Genomic DNA, 18,037 nt, shown 5'->3' with positions numbered 1-18,037 from the left:
CGGCCCGAGCAGCCCGTCCCCTTGTCGGTGGCGGGCTGCTCGGCTATCACCCGCGCCAAGACATTCCGAAGGGACACGCAGACATGCGCGCCGAAATTGAAAACATCGTCGATTCGATCCGCAAATCGCTGAACCTGCTGGGTCAACGGATGGACCTGGAGACGGCCGAACATCGGCTGGAAGAAATGAACGCGATGATCGAGGATGGCGATCTGTGGTCCGATCCCGAGCGCGCGCAGAAGCTGATGCGCGACCGGCAGATGCTGCTGGACCAGATCGAGACCTATCGCCGGATCGAACGGGACCTGAACGACAATGTCGAACTGATCGAAATGGGCGAGGCCGAAGGCGACAGCGAAGTCGTCGAAGAGGCCGAGAACGCCCTGCGCGAGCTGAAGACCCTTGCCGAGCAGAAGGAGCTGGAGGCCCTTCTGGATGGCGAGGCCGACAGCAATGACACTTTCCTTGAAATCAATGCCGGCGCCGGTGGTACGGAAAGCTGCGACTGGGCGGCAATGCTGGCACGCATGTATGTGCGCTGGGCCGAGAAGAAGGGCTATAAGGTCGAGCTGATGTCGGAGAGCCCGGGCGAGGAGGCCGGCATCCGTTCCGCCACGTACCGGATCTCGGGGCCCAATGCCTATGGCTGGCTGAAGTCGGAATCGGGCGTTCACCGGCTGGTGCGCATCTCGCCGTTCGATTCCTCGGCACGGCGGCATACATCCTTCTGTTCGGTCTGGGTCTATCCGGTCGTGGACGACAATATCGAAATCGTCATTCCGGACTCTGATATCCGCATCGACACGTTCCGGTCTTCTGGCGCGGGCGGTCAGCACGTGAACACGACCGACTCGGCGGTGCGGATCACGCATATTCCGACCGGCATCGTCGTGACCAGTTCGGAAAAGTCGCAGCACCAGAACCGGGCAAATGCGATGGCCGCGCTGAAGGCGCGCCTGTACCAGCTGGAACTGGACAAGCGCAACGCCGAGATCGCGGCCCAGCACGAGGCAAAGGGCGAAGCCGCCTGGGGCAACCAGATCCGTTCTTACGTCCTGCACCCCTACCAGATGGTAAAGGACCTGCGCACGGGTCACGAAACCTCGGATACGCAGGGCGTGCTGGACGGTGATCTGGATGCGTTCATGGCGGCAACGCTGGCCATGAAGGTTGCCGGCAAGAGCCGAGCCGAGGCCCAGACGCAGGACTGATCGTGCTCGCTTGGGCACGTGTGGCGTAGATTGGCCACCGGAGAACGGCAATTCGCGGGCTTGGCCACGCAAGCCGCTTGTCGATCCGAATACCGCCGCCGTAACATGGCTGTGCCGTGGACAGGGGAGGAGGCCATGGATCAGACATTGCGCGGTCCTGACCCGCTGCCGGATATCGGCCGGGTCGAAATATCAGACATTCGCGAAGTCCTGCGGCTCGGGCTGAGGGATTTCCTGAGGGCGCCGCTGTTCGGCCTGTTCTTCAGTGCGGTCTATGTCGCGGGCGGCTTGATCCTTTACTATGTCTACGCGCTTGCCGGGCAAATCTGGTGGCTTGCGCCAGTTGCGGTTGGCTTTCCGCTTCTGGCGCCATTCGCGGCCGTCGGCTTGTACGAGGTCAGCCGCAGGATCGAGAGCGGCGAACCCCTGGACTGGCCGGGCGTTCTGGGCGTGGTCTTTGCCCAGAGAGACCGGCAGATCCCGGCCATGGCGGCCGTGATCGTGGTCATTTTCCTGTTCTGGGTCTTTGTGGCGCATGCGATCTTTGCGCTGTTTTTGGGGCTGCGCGGGTTTACCCCGGGCAACGACCCGTTCACCTTGTTCCTGACAGGAAACGGCCCCCTGATGTTGTTGGTTGGCGGGGCAATCGGCGCGGCCTTTGCCGCGGTACTGTTTTCCGTCACGGTGGCTGGGCTGCCGCTTCTGCTGGAGCGCGAGGTCGATTTCGTGACCGCAATGATCCACTCGGTGCGTGCGGTTCAGGAAAATCCGGGCACGATGATCGTCTGGGGCATCGTGATCGCGGGGCTCTTGTTCGTTGGAATGCTGCCGCTGTTTCTGGGCCTTTTCGTCGTGCTGCCCGTTCTAGGCCATGCGACATGGCACATGTACCGCAGGCTGATGCCGTCGAAGTCTTCCACGGCAGTTGGTACCGGCTAGCCAAACAGAAAGGGGGCGACCAGAGGCGCCCCCGTTCGAACTATCCGGATAATCGCGACTTATTGCGTTGCGTTCGTCGTTCTGCTTTCCGGCGCGGCGCCTTTGCCCGAAGCTGCGGCCGCCATGCCGTTCGCCTTGGCGGTGCCAAGGGACAGCGGATCTTCCTGGCGCTGAACCGAGCCTTCGAAATGGGCGCCGGATTCGATCGCAATGGTCTTGTGAATGATGTCGCCCTCGACCCGCGCGGTCGAGGTCAGGCGGACCTTCAGGCCGCGCACGCGACCGATGACCCGGCCATTCACGACCACATCGTCGGCGACGATCTCGCCCTTGATCCGGGCATTCTCGCCAATGGTCAGCAGATGCGCCCGCACGTCGCCTTCGACGGTGCCTTCGATCTGGATGTCGCCCGTCGTGCGGATATTGCCCACGACCGTCAGGTCCGCCGACAGAACGGAGGCCGGAGGCTTCGCCTTTGGCGTGGTCGGAGCATAATCCGCCGCTGCCTTTGCGGGGCTGGGCGCAACGGCACTTGCCTTTTCGGGTTCCTGTGCGGCCTTGGGGCCGGGGGCGTGGATCTTGCTTCTAGAAAACATTTCTTGCCGCCTTGATGAACGTCATCGGATTGACTGGCTTGCCATTGACGCGGACCTCATAGTGCAGATGGGGGCCGGTCGAACGTCCGGTATTCCCCATATCACCGATTACCTCGCCGCGCGAGACCTTTTGCCCGACCTTTACCCGGATCCGTGACAGGTGTCCGTATCGGGTTTCGATACCGAATTCGTGGCGGATCTTGATCAGGTTGCCATAGCCGGACTGCCGGCCGGCGAATACGACGACCCCATCGGCCGGCGCCTGGATCGGTGTGCCGATCGGGCCGGCAAGATCCACGCCTTCATGCATTCGTCCCCAGCGGCGCCCGAAGCCCGAGGTGTATCGATACGAGCCGCGTACGGGAATGGTGAGAGGTGTCTTTTCGACCGCCAGGCGATACAGGTTGATGCGGTCCAGATTCTGGATGATGTTGCGGGCACGCTGCATGTCCGGGTCGTCGATGTCGCTGACGGCGGGCAGCAGGGGTCCCAGGGGGCCGCCCTGGCCGGAATAGCCGCGCTGCAACTGACGAATGAGATCGTCGGCATTCAGCCCCGCCGAGGCAAAGACCTTGTCCAGCGGCTCCATCGAGATCGTCACGGCCTCTTCAAGGCTGGCAAAGATCTCGTTGTGGCGTTCTTCCAGCAGGCGTTTGTCATAGGCTATGCGATCCGCCTCGGCGCGCGCCTCGCTGGCCGCCCGGGCCATCTCGTCACGCTGCGAGGCGGTTTGTGACAGTGCATCCGTCAGATAGGCGACGGTTTCGACCGTCTCCTGCGCATTTTCCGCCTGGGCAAGGCGCGGCTCATCCTTGGCTTCGAGGGCTGCGAGCTGCTCACGCACGGCATCGCGTTCCCGCACGGTGCGTTTCAGCGTGGCCTGGATGACGCCGATGCCCTTTTCCAGTTCGCGACGGCGCTCTTCGGAGGCCAGAAGGGCGGACTGCATCTGCGACACCTGGCGAAGCGCGATCGCGAAACGTTCCTGCGCGGCGGCGGCCTCTTCGGCCCGCTTGTCACGTTCGCGCGACAGGGCTTCCAGACGGGCCTCGTAATTGGCCAGCTCACGTTGCGATCTTTCGCGCGCGTTGTCCTGTCCGATCGTGTCGAAAAGCAGGATCGCCGTCGCAACGATCGCCCAGGCAACCAGGCAGGCCGATCCTGCCAGCACGCCCGCCTGGGTCAGCGGCCGCAGACGAATGAAACGGGTTCCTTCATCCGAACGCAGGAAAAGACGCTGCTCTGGCAGCCAGCGTTCCAGCGCGACGTTGGCGCGATGCAAGATCCGTGCCGGCAAACTTCACCCCCTGTAGCCCCAGACCCTTGCCCGATCTTCCATTCCCGGGTGGGCCCTTTTCCTTCACCTCGTTATGAAAGAGGACCGTCCCCAAAGACGCGCGACAGCCGAGCCGCCGGAAGTCCTCCATCCCCAAACGCGATGCATTCCCGTCCGGTCGCCGGACCGTGCATCAAGCGTCAAGACGCGCTTAGCAACGGTGATGCGCGCGTGCAACGGTTTCGATATGAAATGCAGTGCTGTCTGCGGAATCCCGCCCGTTTTGGCAGGATTCCGCCGACATGGCTGACATGCGGCGGGTCAGCGGAACGCAGCCGTTCCGGGCGCGTCGGCGACCTCTTCGGCAAGGGGCCAATAAAAGTCGGGGGGAAGCCCCGCCTCGGCACGCTTTTCTTCGTTGAAGGGCGGCTTCAGCGCGCCACGGAAATACTTGCGGACAAGGCTGTGAAAGACGTCCTTCGGGTCCAGGCCATCGCGGCCGCACAGCCAGTTGAACCACTTGACGCCATAGGCGACATGGCCAACCTCCTCGGCATAGATCGTGCGCAGTGCTGCGACGGCGTCGTCTTCGCCGGCCTTCTGGAAGATCTCGATCATGCCGGGGGTGACGTCGAGCCCACGGGCTTCCAGCACCATGGGGACAACCGCCAGCCGCCCCATCAGGTCTGCCGCGGTGTCCTCGGCGGCCTGCCACATGAAGGCATGGGCGGGCAGGGCGCCATAATGGCTGCCCATGGATTCCAGGCAGTCACACAGCAGATTGAAGTGCTTGGACTCCTCGTCCGCGGATTTCACCCAGTCGTCGTAGAATCCGGGGGGCATGGGTACATGGGTGAACCGCGCGATGATGTCCCAGTGCAGATCGACGGCATTCAACTCGATATGGGCCAGCGCGTGCAGCAGCGCGATCCGGCCCTGTTTCGTGCCGGGACGACGTCGCGGCACATCGCGCGGGGGCAGCAATTCCGGCCGCTCGGGCCGAGCCGGACGCAGGGGAGGTGTGGCATGACCGATCTCGATCACGCGGCCCTCGGCACGGGCCGCGCGCCATGTCGCGGCATGCGCATGCGACAGGGCCGTCTTTTCGCGTCCGTCGGCGGTGGTCAGGACCTCGACCGCCATTTCGGCCAGCGTCTTCATGCTTCGCGCACCGCTTGCAGAACCTCCTCGGCATGGCCCTTGACCTTGACCTTGGGCCATATCCGCAGGATGCGCCCGTCGCCCCCGATCAGGAAGGTCGTACGCTCGATCCCCATGTACTTGCGTCCATACATGTTCTTTTCGACCCAGACGCCGTAGCGTTCGCATGTGTCGCCATCTTCGTCCGACGCAAGGATGATGTTCAGTCCGTGCTTGGCGGCGAACTTGTCGTGCTTGGCAACGGAATCCTTCGAAATTCCGACGACGACGGCGCCGGCCTGTTCGAATTCCGTTGCCAGGCGCGTGAAATCCAGCGCCTCGGTCGTGCAGCCCGGCGTGTCGTCCTTGGGATAGAAATACAGCACGACCTTTCGTGGCAGCAATTCGGACAGGCTGATTGATCCGCCGCCAGTGGCGGGCAGCGTGAAATCGGGGGCCGGATCACCGGGATTGAGCATCTTTGCCTCCTGAGACTGGATCACGTTGCCTTGTGTTTTAGTCGCTTTCCCGGAAAGTTAAAGGAATGGGGACAAGAAGGGCCCGACGAGGGGGCCAGCAAGAGGGCGGGCATTTCCGTTGAGCAAGGCGGCCAGAGCGCGGTCCGGGGGCAGGAAGCCGATCCACCGGCAGGCGGGGTGGTTCTCGCTGTGGCTGATGCTTGCCCTGGTCGTGACGGTTGGAACCCTGATCGCCTTGGGTGTGTCGGGATTTCGGTTGCCGGCCCCCGGATGGGTGGTCGAACGTCTGGAGACGCGGTTGAATGCCGCCCTGGGCGATACGGCTCATGTGCGGATCGGGGCGATCTCGCTGGGCGTGGATGAACGTCTTGTCCCGCGGGTACGGTTCAATGACATCGAGCTGACAAGCCCGGCCGGCGCGCGCATCGCCCTTTTGCCCGAGTCGCGACTGGGCTTGCACATGCGACCATTGCTGAGCGGGCGGGTCGAGCCCAGGTTTCTGAGGGTGCGCGGCGCGCGGTTCGCATTGCGGCGTCTTGCCGACGGCAGACTGGATCTGTCGCTGGGAACGGCGATTCCGATCGTCTCGTTCAGCCCGGCCGAATTTCTGAAGCTGGCGGGCGACGTCTTCGATCGTTCGGTTCTTTCGGGGATCGAGGACATCACGATCGATGATCTGAACCTGCGGCTGGATGACATGCGCACGGGACGGGTCTGGGCCACGAGCCGCGGGCGGCTGCGTCTGACGCAGGATGACGAAGCCCTGCGGATCGAGATCGGATCGAATTTCGGAACGGATGTCCCGGGTGCTGCTGACCGGGTGTCGCGGGCGGAACTGCAGTTCGAGCGCCACAAGGGTTCGCCCCGAACGACTTTGTCGATCGAGATCTTTGGCGTCAGGTCCCGCGATCTGTCCGTGCAATCGCCGGCGCTTGCCTTTCTGGCTGCCCTGGATGCGCCGATCTCTGGCCGGCTGACGACCGGCCTGGATGAACGCGGACGCTATCTTGGCCTGTCCGGCCGGCTGGACCTGGCGGCAGGTGCGTTGCGGCCGACGCCCGAGGCCGCACCGGTTCCTTTCGATCGCGTGATCCTGCGCATGGCCTATGATCCCGAACGCGCCCAGTTGCGATTTGACGAGATCGCGCTGGATGGCCCGGCGCTGCGCGCGCGCGCCAAGGCAACGACCTGGTTGCGCGATTTTGACGGCGCCTGGCCCGGCGCGTTGGTGTCGCAGGTGGAAATCGGCGGCCTGCAGGTGGACCCCGAAGGTGTCTTCCAGCAACCTGTCGAGTTTCACCAGGGCCAGTTCGATTTCCGGTTGCGATTGGACCCCTTCAGCCTGGAAATCGGCCAGCTGACGCTGATCGAAGATCGCGATCGCATCACTGCACGGGGGCGGGTCGGTGCAGACGAAAAGGGCTGGACCGTTTCCGTGGATAGCCAGATCAACCAGATCACGACCGATCGTCTGTTGGCGCTGTGGCCGATCGCCGTCAAGCCGAAGACCCGGAAATGGCTGGCCGACAATGTGGCTGCGGGTCAGATGTTCAACCTTCAGGGTGCCTACCGCGCCATGCCCGGGCACGACCCCCGCCTGTATCTGGGCTGGGAATTCTATGATGCCGAGGTTCGTTTCCTGCGCGCGATGCCCCTGATCCGGCAAGGATCGGGACATGGGGTCATCGCGGACGATGCCTATACCCTGGTCGTGAATTCCGGCCATGTCATGGCGCAGCAAGGCGGCCGGATCGATCTTTCCGACAGCGTGATGCATGTGCCCAACCTGCGCGAAAAGCCCGCCCTGGCGCAGTTCACGATCCGCACCGACAGCAGCGTGACGGCGGCGCTTTGGATCCTGGACCAGAAGCCGTTCGAGTTTCTCAAGAAGTCCGACCGTCCGGTGGAGCTGGCCGAAGGGCGTGCGCGACTGACCACGCAGTTGGAGTTCCGGATGGTGCCAAAGGTCAGGCCGCAGGACGTGAGCATCACCGTCGATGGCGAGCTGACGGATGTCAGGTCAGACCGGATCGTGCCGGGACGTGAGCTGACGGCGAAAAGCCTGCGGGTTCGCGCCGATCGCGCGGGGCTCGAGATCTCGGGTGCGGCACGCTTTGCCGAAATTCCGGTAACGGCGTCATGGCGACAGCGCTTTGGCCCTGAATACCGTGGCAAGAGCGAGTTGACCGGCGAGATCGAGATTTCGCCACCCGCCCTGAAGGCGTTGAAGATCGCTCTGCCGGATGGTTTTCTCAGCGGCAAGGGCACGGGGCAGATCGACCTGGCGCTGACAAGGGGACAACCCGCGCGGTTCGAGCTGATCTCGGACCTCAAGGGAATCGGCTTGTCGATTCCGCAGATTGGCTGGTCAAAGGCTGCAGGCAGCACGGGCGCATTCCGGATGGCGGGCCTGCTGACAACACCGGCGCGGATCGACTCGCTTTCCCTTTCCGCGCCGGGTTTCGAGGCATCGGGCGCCTTGTCGCTTGCCTCGGCAGGCGGATTGGAGCGTCTTCGGCTGGACAAGCTGAGAATCGGGTCGTGGTTTGCGGGCGCCGTCGATCTGGTCGGACGGGGCGCGGGACGTCCGCCCGCCGTCATCATTCGGGGCGGAGTGCTGGATCTGCGTAACCTGCCTCGGCTTGGCGGCGCAACCGGACCCGCGACGCCGATGACCGTCAGCCTGGATCGCGTGCGTGTCGGAGAAAAGCTGTCATTGACGGATTTTCGTGGCGATCTTTCGTCGCAGGGCGGGCTATCGGGCGCGTTTTCCGCATCGGTCAATGGTGGTGCAGAGATTTCCGGGCAGTTGGCGCCAGAGGCCGGGCGAACCGCCATCCGCATCCGGGCCGGGGATGCCGGAAGGGTCCTGAGGGATGCTGGCCTGTTCCAGCGTGGTCTTGGCGGGACGCTGGATCTGGGCCTCACGCCGCGCACAGGGGGCGCGTGGCGGGGCGATCTTCGGCTGAAGGATATGCGGGTCGTCGATGCGCCCGTTCTGGCCTCGCTGCTTAGCGCGATTTCTGTCGTGGGGCTGCTGGATCAGTTGGCCGGTCCCGGCCTGCCATTCGACAGCATCGCCGCAATCTTCGATCTGACACCCGATCAGGTCGTGATCCGCCGGGCTTCGGCTGTCGGGCCTTCTCTTGGCATCTCGGCCGAAGGGGTCTATGACCTGCGCGCGCGGGCGGTGGACGTTCAGGGAACGATATCGCCTGTCTATCTTGTCAATCAGATCGGCGAAGGCATGACGCGCAGGGGCGAGGGGATGTTCGGCTTCAATTACCGCGTGACGGGCACGGTCGAACGGCCGCGCGTCAGCGTGAATCCGCTGTCCATCCTGATGCCGGGGCCATTGCGTGAACTGTTCCGTGGCCTCAAGCCGGTGGAGAGCGAATGAAACTGTCCGATTTCGATTTCGACCTGCCCGAGGAGCTGATCGCGACGCGGCCCATTCGTCCGCGTCCCGCCGCAAGGCTTCTGGTTGCCGAGGGTGACAGGATTCGCGACATGCATGTGCGCGACCTTGTCGATCTTCTGGGACCAGGCGACCGACTGGTGCTGAACGACACCAAGGTCATTCCCGCCCGCCTGACGGGCACGCGCGCGCGACAGACGCCGCAGGGCGAGGCCATTGCCCGGATCGAGGTGACGTTGGCCGAGCCACGCCCCGACGGCCGCTGGTCGGCCCTGGTCCGGCCGTTGCGCAAGCTGCGTCAGGGCGAAGAGATCCGTTTCTCGGATCGCCTGACGGCCCATGTCGTGTCCATTGACGACGGGCGGGCCGAGCTGGACTTCAACCTGAAGGGTGAGGATTTCGACGCCGCCCTGGCGCAGGCCGGCGCCATGCCCCTGCCGCCCTACATTGCCCAGCGCCGCGCTCCCGACGAACAGGACCGCGAGGATTACCAGACCGTCTTTGCGCGCCGCCCCGGCGCGGTCGCAGCCCCCACGGCCTCGTTGCACTTCGATGACGACCTTCTGGCCCGTCTGGCCGAACGCGGTGTCGCCTTCACGCATGTGACCCTGCATGTCGGGGCCGGAACCTTCCTGCCGGTCAAGGTCGAGGACGTGACGACGCACAAGATGCATGCCGAATGGGGCGAGGTGAGTGCCGAAGCCGCGGCCGAGATCAACGCCACGCGCGCCGCGGGCGGGCGCGTCATCCCGGTGGGGACCACCGCGTTGCGTCTGATCGAAAGCGCGGCAGACCCGGATGGGCTGATGCATCCCTGGCAGGGCGAGACCGACATCTTCATCTATCCGGGGTATCGCTTTCGCGTGACCGACGGGTTGATGACGAATTTTCACCTGCCGAAATCGACCCTGATGATGCTGGTTTCCGCCCTGATGGGGATGGATCGGATTCGCCGGATCTATGATCACGCGGTCCGCAACCGGTATCGCTTCTTTTCCTATGGCGATGCCTCGCTATTGCTGCCAGAAGGGCGGAATTGACCGCCCACCGGTCGCTGCTGCGGCCGATCGTGTCGTCATCTGGTAGTACATTTCCGCTCTCCTGAAACGGACGCCGCCGATGCTGAGTGTTTTGCGCAATTCCTGGGCCCTGCTTCTGGGCATGATGCTGCTGATGATCGGCAATGGCGTCCAGGGGACGCTTCTGGGTATCCGCGGCGCCATCGAGGGATTCTCGACGACGCAGATGTCGATCGTCATGTCGGCCTATTTCGTGGGCTTCCTGTTCGGCAGTCGAACGACGCCCAGGCTGATCCGCAGGGTCGGTCACGTGCGGGTCTTTGCGGCGCTGGGCTCGCTGATCTCGGCGGTTCTGGTGGCCTATGCGGTCGCGCCCGACTGGATCGCGTGGTCGCTGATGCGGGTCATGATCGGCTTTTCGTTTTCGGGAGTCTACATCACCGCCGAAAGCTGGCTGAACGACGCCTCGACGAACGAGACGCGCGGGCAGGCGCTTTCGGCCTACATGATCATGCAGATGCTGGGCATCATCGCGGCCCAGCTGTTGATGAATGCGGGCGATCCGTCGGGCTATCTGCTGTTCGTGATTCCCTCGATCCTGGTGTCGATCGCATTCACGCCCATCCTTCTGTCGGCCGGACCGGCGCCGCGATTTGAGTTGACCAAGCCGCTGAGTTTCGTCGAACTTTACCGAATCTCTCCGCTGGGATGCGTGGGCATCTTCCTGCTGGGAGGGGTTTTCTCGGCGCTGTTCGGCATGGCATCGGTCTGGGGATCGCTGGCCGGGTTGAGCGTTGCGCAGATCTCGACGTTCATCGCGTCGATCTATGTCGGCGGATTGTTGTCGCAATACCCAATAGGCTGGATCTCGGACCGGATGGATCGGCGTGTGCTGGTTCTGGTGCTTTCCCTGGCTGGGGGGATCGCCTCGGCCCTGCCCGCATTCGCGGATTTCGATTTCGGGCTGCTGGTCCTGCTTGGGGCCATTATCGGGGGCATGGCGAACCCGCTGTATTCGCTGCTTGTGGCCTATACCAATGACTTTCTGAGCGTCGAGGACATGCCGGCCGCCTCTGCGGGTCTGATCTTCATCAATGGGGTGGGCGCGATCGGCGGACCGCTTGTGACCGGCTGGATCATGGGCTGGATGGGGCCCGAAGGGTTCTTCTTCTTCCTTGCCTGTCTCTTCATCCTCATGTCTGGCTATGCCGCATGGCGGATGACCCGCCGACCGGCGCCGGCGACTGAACAGACGGGCACCTTCACGCCACTGGTGCCCACGGCGGGTATCGTCGCCGTCGAAACGGCGATGGAGATCGCCTCGGAATCGCAAGAGGCCGCAGAGGCGGAGCGCGAGGCGGAACGCGAAGCGGAAGCCGAGCGCGCCGCGGACGGGACCCCGGCCGATCAGGATGGGGAGGTGGCAAAGACCGAAGGCCCTCACCAGATCGGCTGATGCGCGTTTTTCTGGCCTTGTGACGGGAATCCTGCGACCATCCATCAACGGTCGAACGTCGATGGGAGGAAGCGATGTCCGAAGCCGAGTCTGTCGTTGAATTCTGGCTGCGCGAGGTCGGGCCAACGGGGTGGTATGCCAGCGATCCGCAGCTGGACGAGGAAATCCGCCACCGTTTTCTGGCACTGTGGGAGGCAGCCCGAAAAGGCGAGCTGGATTACTGGTGCAATGGCCCGCGTGGCGTTCTGGCCTTCCTGATCCTGACGGACCAGTTCCCGCGCAACATGTTCCGCGGCAAGCCCGAAGCATTCGCTACCGACCCGCTGGCCCTGCGCGCGGCGCGGGATGCCGTCGCCCACGACCTGGACCTGAAGATCGACGAGCCCGAACGGATCTTCTTCTACATGCCGTTCGAGCACAGCGAGAACCTGGCCGATCAGGACCGCGCCGTCGAGCTGATCGAGACGCGCATGTCCGGAGGCGGCGGCGAATACGCCCTGCATGCCCGCGCCCACCGCGAGATCATCCGGCGTTTCGGCCGCTTTCCCTTTCGCAATGCTGCCCTGGGCAGGCAATCCCCGCCCGAGGAAGAGGAGTTCATGGCCTCTGGTGGCTATGGTGCGATCGTTCGGTCGCTTCAGTCATGACGATTGCGCATGGCGGGGTGACGTTACGTGCATTGTTTGTCGGCACCAGATAGTTTAGTACCAAACCAATTTTTCCCAGTGGGAGGATCGGATGTCTGCAAACAACTTCGACGTGATCGTGATCGGTGCAGGGCCGGGTGGCTATGTGGCCGCAATCCGCGCCGCGCAACTGGGCCTGAAGACCGCGGTGGTCGAGCGTGAGCATCTGGGCGGCATCTGCCTCAACTGGGGCTGCATCCCGACCAAGGCGCTGCTGCGCTCGGCGGAAGTGTTTCACCTGATGCACCGGGCCAAGGAATTCGGGCTGAAGGCTGAAGGCCTGGGATACGACCTGAATGCGGTCGTCCAGCGCTCGCGCGCCGTGGCCAAGCAGCTGTCCGGTGGCGTGGGGCATCTGCTGAAGAAGAACAAGGTCACGGTCATCATGGGGCAGGCAAGCGTTCCGGCCCGTGGCAAGGTCTCGGTCAAGACCGATAAGGGAACCGAGGATTACACCGCGAAGAATATCATTCTGGCCACCGGCGCGCGGGCGCGCGAATTGCCGGGGCTCGAGGCTGATGGCGACTTGGTCTGGACCTACAAGCACGCGCTGATGCCGCCGCGCATGCCGAAAAAGCTGCTGGTCATCGGCTCTGGCGCAATCGGGATAGAGTTTGCCAGCTTCTATAACACGCTTGGGGCCGAGACGACCGTGGTCGAGGTCATGGACCGTATCCTGCCCGTCGAGGATGCGGAAATCAGCGCCTTTGCAAAAAAGCAGTTCGTCAAGCAGGGCATGACGATCATGGAAAAGGCCACGGTCAGGAAGCTGGACCGGGCCAAGGGGAAGGTCACCGCCCATATCGAAACCGGCGGCAAGGTCGAGACGCGGGAATTCGATACCGTAATCTCGGCTGTCGGGATCGTCGGAAATGTCGAGGGGCTGGGGCTTGAGGCTCTGGGCGTGAAGATCGATCGCACCCATGTCGTGACCGATGAATATTGCCGCACGGGTGTCGAGGGTGTCTATGCCATCGGCGACCTTGCGGGCGCGCCTTGGCTTGCCCACAAGGCCAGCCACGAGGGCGTCATGGTGGCCGAGCTGATTGCGGGCAAGAAGGTGCATCCGATCAAGCCCAACTCGATTCCCGGCTGCACCTATTGCCATCCGCAGATCGCGAGCGTGGGCCTGACTGAAGCCAAGGCCAAGGAAGCAGGCTTTGACGTGCGTGTTGGCCGGTTCCCCTTTATCGGGAATGGCAAGGCGATTGCTCTTGGCGAACCGGAAGGCATGATCAAGACCGTCTTCGATGCGAAGACGGGAGAGCTTCTGGGCGCGCACATGGTGGGGGCTGAGGTCACCGAGATGATACAGGGCTATACCGTTGCCCGCATGCTCGAGACCACCGAGGAAGACCTGATGCACACGGTCTTTCCGCATCCGACGATTTCGGAGGCGATGCACGAGGCCGTTCTGGATGCCTACGGGCGCGCAATCCACTTCTGATACCCGAAGAATTGCCTGAAGGCCCCGTTGCCCGGACCCGGGCGCGGGGCCTTTCCGTTCGCGTGTGCGTTGCCATGCCATGCCACCGGAATTTGGCCGGTCCGGTTGCCGATCCGCGAATGTTCGTGATTTGTGCCGCCTTCCGGCTTGGAGACTCGGCCGCCATCCATTATGTGTTAACGCGCAATCCCCGGGGGCAGCATGGCCGAACAGAAATTCATCGAGGTACGCGGCGCGCGTGAACACAACCTCAAGAATGTCGATGTCGATATTCCGCGCAATCAGCTGACGGTCATCACGGGTCTGTCAGGATCGGGCAAATCATCCCTGGCTTTTGACACGATCTATGCCGAGGGACAGCGGCGCTATGTCGAAAGTCTGTCGGCTTATGCGCGCCAGTTCCTTGACATGATGGGCAAGCCCGATGTCGATCACATTACGGGCCTGAGCCCTGCCATTTCGATCGAACAGAAGACGACTTCGAAGAACCCGCGCTCGACGGTCGGCACGGTGACCGAGATCTACGACTATCTGCGACTGTTGTTCGCGCGCGTGGGCACACCCTATTCCCCGGCCACAGGCAAACCGATCGAGGCGATGCAGGTCCAGGACATGGTCGATGCGGTCATGGCCCTTCCGGAAGGCACCCGGGCCTATCTGCTTGCCCCGATCGTGCGCGACCGAAAAGGCGAATATCGCAAGGAATTCGTCGAGCTGCGCAAGCAGGGCTTTCAGCGCGTCAAGGTCGATGGACAATTCCACGATCTGGATGAGCCGCCCACGCTGGACAAGAAGTTCCGCCACGATATCGACGTCGTCGTCGACCGCATCGTCGTTCGCGAGGGGATCGAAACGCGCCTTGCCGATTCCTTCCGCACGGCGCTGAACCTGGCCGACGGGATCGCCATTCTGGAAACCGCACCGGCCGAGGGCGAGCCCGAACGCATTACCTTTTCGGAGAATTTCGCCTGTCCGGTATCGGGCTTTACCATCCCCGAGATCGAGCCGCGGCTGTTTTCCTTCAACGCCCCGTTCGGGGCCTGCCCGAAATGCGACGGGCTGGGAGTCGAGCTGTTTTTCGACGAACGCCTGATCGTTCCGGACGTGACGCGCAAGCTCAAGGACGGGGCGATCGCGCCGTGGAGCAAGACCAGGACGCCCTATTTCCTGCAGACGATCGACGCGCTGGCCCGGCACTATGGCTTCGATGCCAACAAGCCATGGAAGGATCTGCCGGAAAAGATCCAGAAGCTCTTCCTGTATGGCTCGGATGGCGAGGAAATCCGCTTTCGCTTTGACGATGGCGGCCGGGTTTATGAGGTTTCACGCACATTCGAAGGCGTGATCCCCAACATGGAGCGGCGATGGCGCGAAACCGACAGCGCATGGGTGCGCGAGGAATTCGAGCGCTATCAGAACAACCGCCCCTGCGGTGCCTGCGGTGGGTATCGCCTGCGCCCAGAGGCATTGGCTGTCAAGATTGGCGGGTTGCATATTGGTGAGGTCGTGCAGATGTCGATCCGTCAGGCCCATGACTGGATCGCGACGGTTCCCGGGCATCTGACACGGCAAAAGAACGAAATCGCCCAGATGATCCTGAAGGAGATCAGCGAGCGTCTGGGGTTTCTGGTCAATGTGGGGCTGGACTATCTGACCTTGGCGCGGTCGGCCGGCACGCTCTCGGGCGGGGAAAGCCAGCGCATTCGGCTGGCCAGCCAGATCGGTTCCGGTCTGACCGGGGTTCTGTACGTTCTGGACGAACCGTCGATCGGCCTGCATCAGCGTGACAATGACCGACTGATCCGGACGCTGAAAAACCTGCGTGACCAGGGCAATACCGTTCTGGTGGTCGAACATGACGAGGAAGCCATCCGCGAGGCCGATTATGTCCTGGATATCGGGCCCGGTGCGGGTGTGCATGGGGGGCGTGTGGTGGCGCGCGGCACACCGCCGGAAATCGCCGCTGACCCGGCTTCGCTGACCGGCCAATATCTGTCGGGCACCCGGCGTATCGAAGTTCCTCGCTGCCGGCGCGAGGGCAATGGCAAGGTGCTGACCGTCGTCAATGCGACGGGAAACAACCTGAAGGGAGTCACGGTCGATTTTCCGCTGGGCAAGTTCGTCTGCGTGACTGGTGTGTCGGGTGGGGGCAAGTCGACCCTGACGATCGAGACGCTCTACAAGACGGCGGCCTTGCGCCTGAACGGCGCACGTGAGACGCCCGCACCATGCGACACCATCAAGGGGTTCGAGCATCTCGACAAGGTGATCGATATCGACCAGCGCCCGATCGGACGCACGCCGCGTTCAAATCCCGCAACCTATACCGGTGCCTTTACCCCGATCCGGGACTGGTTCGCCGGTCTGCCCGAGGCCAAGGCGCGCGGCTATGCGCCGGGGCGGTTCAGTTTCAACGTCAAGGGCGGACGGTGCGAGGCCTGTCAGGGTGACGGTGTCATCAAGATCGAGATGCACTTTCTTCCGGACGTCTATGTCACCTGCGAGACCTGCAAGGGCAAGCGCTATAACCGAGAAACGCTTGAAATAAAGTTCAAGGGCAAGAGCATAGCCGACGTTCTTGACATGACATGCGAGGAGGCGCGCGAATTCTTTTCAGCCGTTCCGTCAATTCGCGAGAAGATGGAGGCCCTGTGCCGCGTCGGTCTGGGCTATATCAAGGTGGGGCAGCAGGCCACGACGCTTTCGGGCGGCGAAGCTCAGCGTGTCAAGCTGTCCAAGGAATTGTCGCGTCGCGCAACTGGGCGAACGCTGTACATTCTGGATGAACCGACAACCGGTTTGCATTTCGAGGACGTGCGCAAGTTGCTGGAAGTGCTGCACGAGCTGGTCGATCAGGGCAACACGGTTGTCGTGATCGAGCATAACCTCGATGTCATAAAGACCGCGGACTGGATCATCGATATCGGCCCCGAGGGCGGGGATGGCGGCGGTCGGATCGTGGCAACCGGAACGCCCGAGGATATTGCCCAGGTCGAGGCAAGCCATACGGGCCGCTATCTGGCGCCGATGCTGAAGGCGGCGCGGATTGCCGCCGAGTAGCGGCGAATGCGGCCAATCCCTCAAGCAAAAGATCGGATCAGCGAAAAATCACGGCGCGCCCCTGCGGGGGCGCGCCTTCGGTGTTCAGACTGTACTGGCCTGTTGCGCCCGGTCAGCTCTTCTTCATGGGGCAAGTATTGATGCCCAGAATCGAATAGAGCGGGCATGTGGAAAGAAGGCCCGTTGCCAAGGCAATGATGCCAAGTACCAGCGGAAGCCAGCGTAGCCCCATGCCGGGCGAGAAATACCACCAAGCGATCAGGGCCAGGCCGACCACGATCCGGATGATGCGATCAGTCGTGCCGACATTATGCTTGAACATGGCTGATATCCTTTGCGTTTCGGGCAACACGCTGCCCTGACTTCTTGATATTCGCACACCGTTCCGGCGTCGGACAGTGACGAAGTCACACAATACGAAGCCGTGATCACTGGCCCTTGCGGCTTCGCTTTTCGAAACGGGGAAGCATGGCAGAGAAATCCAGGCCCCTTCCACCTTCGCGTTCGACAAAGCTTTCATACAGCGCGGCGGCGAGCTGCCCCATGGGCGTGTCGGCATCGACGCTTTCGGCGGCCTGCTGCGACAGTCGCAGATCCTTCAGCATCAATTCGGCGGCAAAGCCCGGCTTGTAGCCATTGTCGGCCGGTGATTTCGGCCCGACGCCGGGGGCCGGACAATAGATATTCATCGACCAGCTTTGCCCGGACGAGGTCGAAACCACGTCGAACATCTTCTGACGATCCAGGCCCAGCTTGTCGGCAAGCGCAAAGGCCTCGCAGGTGGCAATCATCGTGGCGCCCAGGATCATGTTGTTGCAGATCTTCGCGGCCTGTCCGCTGCCCGATGTGCCACAATGCACGGCCTTTTGCCCCATGATGTCGAACAGCGGGCGGACCGTTTCGAATGCCTGCTGGGGTCCGCCGACCATGAAGGTCAGGGTGCCAGCCGCCGCTCCGCCGACGCCACCCGAAACCGGCGCGTCGAGTGCAAGGATGCCCGCCTGTTCGGCCTGCGTGGCAACGGCGCGGGCCGAGTCGACATCCACTGTCGAGCAGTCGCAGAAGATCGCTCCCTTGCGCATGACCGGAACGACCTCGGCCGCGACGGCACGCAGGATATCGCCATTGGGCAGCATCGTGATGACGACATCCGCATCTTTCGCGGCCTCGACGGCGCTGGCGACGGCCTGGACGCCGTCGGGCGCCGCCGCATTCGGATCGTAGCCCAGAACCTCATGACCCGCGGCGGCAAGGTTGCGCGCCATCGGCGCCCCCATGTTGCCAAGACCGATGAAACCGATCTTCATGTC

14 protein-coding genes are annotated in these 18,037 nt (G+C 63.0%); 8 read left to right on the top strand and 6 right to left on the bottom strand.

Annotated elements, in window-relative coordinates:
* Nucleotides 1-83 precede the first annotated feature (83 nt).
* Nucleotides 84-1,211, top strand: a complete 1,128-nt coding sequence (gene prfB, locus LV82_RS04715) for a peptide chain release factor 2 (protein WP_104069557.1) — start codon at nucleotides 84-86, stop codon at nucleotides 1,209-1,211.
* Between the two features lie 135 nt (nucleotides 1,212-1,346).
* Nucleotides 1,347-2,150 (top strand): DUF2189 domain-containing protein, encoded by an 804-nt coding sequence (locus LV82_RS04710; protein ID WP_104069556.1) that lies wholly within the window; start codon nucleotides 1,347-1,349, stop codon nucleotides 2,148-2,150.
* Nucleotides 2,151-2,209: 59 nt separating this feature from the next.
* Here LV82_RS04710 and LV82_RS04705 read toward each other — a convergent pair whose 3' ends face one another.
* The 4 genes from LV82_RS04705 to bcp form a co-directional block, all read right to left on the bottom strand.
* Nucleotides 2,210-2,746, bottom strand: a complete 537-nt coding sequence (locus tag LV82_RS04705) for a polymer-forming cytoskeletal protein (RefSeq protein WP_104069555.1) — start codon at nucleotides 2,744-2,746, stop codon at nucleotides 2,210-2,212.
* Nucleotides 2,736-4,043: a M23 family metallopeptidase gene (locus tag LV82_RS04700; RefSeq protein WP_104069554.1), complete on the bottom strand. Its 1,308-nt coding sequence runs from the start codon at nucleotides 4,041-4,043 to the stop codon at nucleotides 2,736-2,738. Before LV82_RS04700 ends, LV82_RS04705 begins: the two co-directional genes overlap by 11 nt.
* A gap of 300 nt (nucleotides 4,044-4,343) precedes the next feature.
* Nucleotides 4,344-5,183: a ferritin-like domain-containing protein gene (locus tag LV82_RS04695; RefSeq protein ID WP_104069553.1), complete on the bottom strand. Its 840-nt coding sequence runs from the start codon at nucleotides 5,181-5,183 to the stop codon at nucleotides 4,344-4,346.
* The gene (bcp, locus tag LV82_RS04690) at nucleotides 5,180-5,641 is read right to left on the bottom strand and encodes a thioredoxin-dependent thiol peroxidase (RefSeq protein ID WP_104069552.1); all 462 of its coding nucleotides are present in this window, start codon (nucleotides 5,639-5,641) and stop codon (nucleotides 5,180-5,182) included. The genes LV82_RS04695 and bcp overlap by 4 nt, the downstream gene beginning before the upstream one ends.
* A gap of 118 nt (nucleotides 5,642-5,759) precedes the next feature.
* On the opposite strand from bcp, the gene LV82_RS04685 reads away from it, so the two are divergent.
* From LV82_RS04685 to uvrA, 6 genes are all read left to right on the top strand, one after another.
* A complete protein-coding gene (locus LV82_RS04685) occupies nucleotides 5,760-9,041 on the top strand; it encodes a YhdP family protein (protein WP_146065122.1) in 3,282 nt (1,093 codons plus the stop codon).
* Nucleotides 9,038-10,099 (top strand): tRNA preQ1(34) S-adenosylmethionine ribosyltransferase-isomerase QueA, encoded by a 1,062-nt coding sequence (gene queA, locus LV82_RS04680; RefSeq protein ID WP_104069550.1) that lies wholly within the window; start codon nucleotides 9,038-9,040, stop codon nucleotides 10,097-10,099. The genes LV82_RS04685 and queA overlap by 4 nt, the downstream gene beginning before the upstream one ends.
* A 79-nt stretch (nucleotides 10,100-10,178) precedes the next feature.
* Nucleotides 10,179-11,534: an MFS transporter gene (locus tag LV82_RS04675; protein ID WP_104069549.1), complete on the top strand. Its 1,356-nt coding sequence runs from the start codon at nucleotides 10,179-10,181 to the stop codon at nucleotides 11,532-11,534.
* Nucleotides 11,535-11,608: 74 nt separating this feature from the next.
* A complete protein-coding gene (locus tag LV82_RS04670) occupies nucleotides 11,609-12,181 on the top strand; it encodes a DUF924 family protein (RefSeq protein WP_104069548.1) in 573 nt (190 codons plus the stop codon).
* A 91-nt stretch (nucleotides 12,182-12,272) separates the two neighbouring features.
* Entirely contained in the window at nucleotides 12,273-13,667 is a 1,395-nt protein-coding gene (gene lpdA, locus LV82_RS04665; RefSeq protein WP_104069547.1) for a dihydrolipoyl dehydrogenase, read from the top strand.
* Nucleotides 13,668-13,868: 201 nt separating this feature from the next.
* Entirely contained in the window at nucleotides 13,869-16,727 is a 2,859-nt protein-coding gene (gene uvrA, locus LV82_RS04655) for an excinuclease ABC subunit UvrA (protein ID WP_104069545.1), read from the top strand.
* Between the two features lie 112 nt (nucleotides 16,728-16,839).
* On the opposite strand, the gene LV82_RS04650 is transcribed toward uvrA, so the two are convergent.
* Nucleotides 16,840-17,049, bottom strand: coding sequence for a YgaP family membrane protein (locus LV82_RS04650; RefSeq protein WP_104069544.1), 210 nt, complete (start codon nucleotides 17,047-17,049; stop codon nucleotides 16,840-16,842).
* Nucleotides 17,050-17,155: 106 nt separating this feature from the next.
* Nucleotides 17,156-18,034 carry a 3-hydroxyisobutyrate dehydrogenase gene (mmsB, locus tag LV82_RS04645; RefSeq protein WP_104069543.1) on the bottom strand — a complete coding sequence of 293 codons (879 nt, stop codon included), beginning with the start codon at nucleotides 18,032-18,034 and terminating at the stop codon, nucleotides 17,156-17,158.
* Nucleotides 18,035-18,037: the final 3 nt, after the last annotated feature.

The sequence above is a fragment of the Albidovulum inexpectatum genome, assembly GCF_002927635.1.
Taxonomy (GTDB): domain Bacteria; phylum Pseudomonadota; class Alphaproteobacteria; order Rhodobacterales; family Rhodobacteraceae; genus Albidovulum; species Albidovulum inexpectatum.
The sequence above is the reverse complement of the archived record's forward strand: the minus strand, read 5'-3'. Positions and strand labels throughout refer to the sequence as shown.